This window comes from Kitasatospora sp. NPDC059803 (assembly GCF_042732255.1).
In the GTDB taxonomy this organism is placed as follows: Bacteria; Actinomycetota; Actinomycetes; order Streptomycetales; family Streptomycetaceae; genus Kitasatospora.
Genome location: NZ_JBHWIJ010000477.1, coordinates 1 through 3,880 on the forward strand (window position 1 = coordinate 1; position 3,880 = coordinate 3,880).

Annotated in this window: 4 protein-coding genes; 3 read left to right on the plus strand and 1 reads right to left on the minus strand. The window is 73.1% G+C overall.

Annotated elements, in window-relative coordinates; genetic code table 11:
• Positions 1-356: heavy-metal-associated domain-containing protein (locus ACFV6I_RS38340; protein WP_380430792.1), on the minus strand; the 356-nt coding region annotated here is incomplete at its 3' end.
• Positions 357-608: 252 nt separating this feature from the next.
• Here ACFV6I_RS38340 and metF point away from each other — a divergent pair.
• The 3 genes from metF to ACFV6I_RS38355 all read left to right on the plus strand — a co-directional run.
• A complete protein-coding gene (gene metF / locus ACFV6I_RS38345) occupies positions 609-1,550 on the plus strand; it encodes a methylenetetrahydrofolate reductase [NAD(P)H] (RefSeq protein WP_380430795.1) in 942 nt (313 codons plus the stop codon).
• A gap of 128 nt (positions 1,551-1,678) precedes the next feature.
• On the plus strand, positions 1,679-2,842 hold the full coding sequence (locus ACFV6I_RS38350; RefSeq protein ID WP_380430797.1) for a permease: 1,164 nt from the start codon (positions 1,679-1,681) through the stop codon (positions 2,840-2,842).
• A 205-nt stretch (positions 2,843-3,047) separates the two neighbouring features.
• Positions 3,048-3,880: cation transporter (locus ACFV6I_RS38355; RefSeq protein WP_380430800.1), on the plus strand; the 833-nt coding region annotated here is incomplete at its 3' end.

The window sequence follows — 3,880 nt, forward strand, 5'->3', positions numbered from 1 at the left end:
GCGGGGGGGGGGCGCCGTCTGGGGGCTGTCGCCCCCCCCGCGGGGCGCCCCCGCGGTTGGTCGCCGCCTTCTTGGTGGGCGGGGGCGAGGGACGGGGCGGCCCGCGGCAGGGTGCTGTCGACGGTGACCTTGCCGGTGGTGAGGTCCACGGCGACGTCGGTGATGCCGTCGATCTTCCGCAGTTCGGCGGTCACCGAGGTGACGCAGTGGCCGCAGGTCATGCCCTTGACCTGGAAGACGGCCCGCCCGGCGGTTCCGGTGGCGGGGGCCTCGGTGGCGCCGGTGCCGCAGGAGCCGCAGCAGGAGGCGGCGGTCCCGGTGGCGGGGGACTCGGCGGTGGCGGTGGTCTCGGACATGGGGGTGCTCCTGTCGTCAGTGCCCGGCGCCGGCCGCGGGTGCGGTCGGCCGCTTCGCCTGGAGAACGTACCATACCCCCCAGGGGTAACTGAGGGCGTCGCTCGCGATGGCCGTGAAACGGACTCGACCGATCGTCAACTAATCCTTGTGGCAATCTCGTTGCGCCCTTCCGGCAGGGTGGAAGCGGCCGCCCGCATCCCGGCGGCCGGCCCCGGCAGGCGGCCGACCCCCATCACCCGAGGTGACACCCCATGGACCACACCACCCGACCCGGAGCGCGCGGCCCGCGCGGACTGCGCGAGATCCTGGCGGCCGGCGAGCGGACGTACTCCTTCGAGTTCTTCCCCGCCAAGGACGACGCCGGTGGGCGCTCCCTGTGGGCCGCGATCCGGCGGGTGGAGGCGGTCGCGCCGACCTTCGTCTCCGTCACCTACGGCGCCGGCGGCTCCTCGCGCGACCGCACCATCGAGACCACCGAGCGGATCGCCGCCCAGACCACGCTGCGGCCGGTGGCCCACCTGACCGCCGTCGGCCACTCCACCGCCGAGCTCCAGGCCGTCCTGCGGCGCTACGCGGACGTCGGGATCCGCGACGTCCTCGCCCTGCGCGGCGACCCGCCCGGCAACCCGAACGGCGTCTGGGAGCCGCACCCCCGGGGCCTGCGGCACGCCGTCGAACTGGTCGAACTGGTCAAGGGCTGCGGCGCGTTCACGGTCGGGGTGGCGGCCTTCCCGGAGCGCCACCCGCGCTCGGCAAACTGGGCGGACGACATCCGGCACTTCGTCGCCAAGTGCCGGGCGGGCGCCGACTACGCCGTCACCCAGATGTTCTTCGACGTCGAGCACTACCTGCGGCTGCGCGACCGGCTCGCCGAGGCCGGCTGTGACACCCCGGTCATCCCGGAGATCATGCCGGCCACCGACGTCCGCCAGATCGTCCGCTTCGCCGAACTCAGCGGCGCCTCCTTCCCGGCGGGCCTGGCCGCACGGCTGGAGGCGGCTCGCGGCGACCGGCCGACCGCTCACCGCATCGGCGTCGACCACGCCACCCGGATGGCCGAGCGCCTGCTCCGCGAGGGTGCGCCCGGCCTGCACTTCATCACGCTGAACCGCTCCACCGCCGCCCTGGAGATCCACCGCAACCTCGGGCTGGACCGGGCGGCGCAGCCGTCGGCCCCGCTGGCGGCGGCCTGACGGAGGTCTGACAGGGGTCTGGCGGGGGAGCGGCCGGGCCCCCGGCGAGGTGCGAGGGGTGATACCCGGTACGGGTATATGGTGCTCGGCGCTGGCGAACCCGGGGCACCAGGGAAGGCGGACCCACCATGCACGCGATCCTGCACGCGCTGTCCATCGCCGGATCGATGACCTGGGAGATCGCCTGGGCGCTGATCCTCGGCTTCCTGCTCTCCGCCGTCGTCCAGGCCGTCGTCCGCAAGTCCACCGTCGTCCGGCTGCTCGGCGACGACCGCCCCCGCACCCTCGGCGTCGCCGCCCTCCTCGGCGCGGCCTCCTCCTCCTGCTCGTACGCGGCCGTGGCCCTCGCCCGCTCGCTGTTCCGCAAGGGCGCGGACTTCACCGCCGCGATGGCCTTCGAGATCGCCTCGACCAACCTGGTCGTCGAACTCGGCGTCATCCTGGCACTGTTGCTCGGCTGGCAGTTCACGGCGGCCGAGTTCGTCGGCGGGCCGGTGATGATCCTCGTCCTCGCCCTGCTCTTCCGGCTGCTGCTGCGCGACCGGCTGCTGCGTGAGGCCCGCGCCCAGGCCGAACGCGGCCTGGCCGGCTCGATGGAGGGCCACGCGGCGATGGACATGTCCGTCGCCGGGGAGGGCTCCTTTGCCCGGCGGCTGCTGTCCCGGCAGGGCGTCACGGCCGTGTCGCACGTGTTCGTGATGGAGTGGGCGGCGATCCTCAAGGACCTCGTCCTCGGGCTGCTCATCGCCGGTGCCATCGCCGCCTGGGTGCCGGACTCCTTCTGGCAGGCCTTCTTCTTCGCCGACCACCCGCTCGCCGGCCGGCTGTGGGGCCCGCTGGTCGGCCCGCTGGTGGCGATGGCGTCCTTCGTCTGCTCGATCGGTAACGTGCCGCTCGCGGTGGTGCTGTGGAAGGGCGGGATCAGCTTCGGCGGGGTCGTCGCGTTCATCTTCGCGGACCTGCTGATCCTGCCGATCCTCAACATCTACCGGAAGTACTACGGGCGTCGGACGGCCCTGTTCCTGCTCGGCACCTTCTACGCGGCCATGGTGGTGGCCGGCTACACCGTCGAGTTCCTCTTCGGCGCGCTCGGCCTGGTCCCCGACCAGCGCGAGGCCGAGATCCCGATGGCGGGCATCGAGTGGAACTACACCACCTGGCTGAACATCGCCTTCCTGTTCCTCGCCGCCGCCCTGCTCGCCCGCTTCCTGCGTACCGGCGGCCGCGCCATGCTCCGGATGATGGGCGGCGAGCCCGCAGTCGGGGACGGGCACCGGCACGACCGGCACTGACGCCCGGCGGTGGGTACCTCCCGGGGGTTTTCGGGCGGGGCGGATCGCCGACCCGGAAGATACCTGCTGGGGGTATCTGCTTGTTATGGGTACCCCAGGGGGGTATAAAGGAACTCGACGCCGACCGATACCCCGCGAGGGTATGGAGGTCGGACCGGAGACGCTCAGCACGTCCCCGGAACGACGACTGTCACGAGGAGCAACGATGACCACCCAGGCACCCGCCTCCACGGAGGTGGAACTCTCGATCGGCGGCATGACCTGCGCCTCGTGCGCGGCCCGCATCGAGAAGAAGCTCAACCGGATGGACGGCGTCTCGGCGAGCGTCAACTACGCCACCGAGAAGGCGAAGGTCGCCTTCCCCGCGGGCGTCGACGTCGCCGACCTGATCGCCACCGTCGAGGCCACCGGCTACAGCGCCGCGCTGCCGAAGCCGCCGGCCGCCGAAGGCCCGACCGGGCAGGCCGGGCAGGCCGGGCAGGCCGAGCCGGTCGACGAACTCGCGCCGCTGCGCCAGCGGCTGGTCACGGCCGTGGCGCTCGCGGTGCCGGTGATCGCGATGGCGATGGTGCCGGCCCTGCAGTTCGACAACTGGCAGTGGCTGTCGCTGGTGCTGGCCGCGCCGGTGGTCACCTACGCCGCCTGGCCGTTCCACCGCGCCGCCTGGACCAACCTCAAGCACGGCGCCGCGACCATGGACACCCTGGTCTCGCTCGGCACCGGCGCCGCGTTCCTCTGGTCCCTGTGGGCGCTGTTCCTCGGCGACGCCGGGATGCCGGGCATGCGGCACGGCTTCGAGCTGACCATCGCCCGCAGCGACGGCCCGTCGAACATCTACCTGGAGGCGGCGGCCGGCGTCACCGCCTTCATCCTGGCCGGCCGCTACTTCGAGGCCCGCTCCAAGCGGACCGCGGGCGCCGCGCTCAGGGCGCTGCTGGAACTGGGCGCCAAGGACGTCACCGTGCTGCGCGGCGGGGCCGAGGTCCGGATCCCGGTCGGCGGCCTGGCCGTGGGCGACCGGTTCGTGGTGCGGCCGGG

Bases quoted from the DNA above. Each gene is read 5' to 3' on its own strand.
- metF (WP_380430795.1), top strand. From the start codon at position 609: ATGGACCACACCACCCGACCCGGAGCGCGCGGCCCGCGCGGACTGCGC.
- ACFV6I_RS38350 (WP_380430797.1), top strand. From the start codon at position 1,679: ATGCACGCGATCCTGCACGCGCTGTCCATCGCCGGATCGATGACCTGG.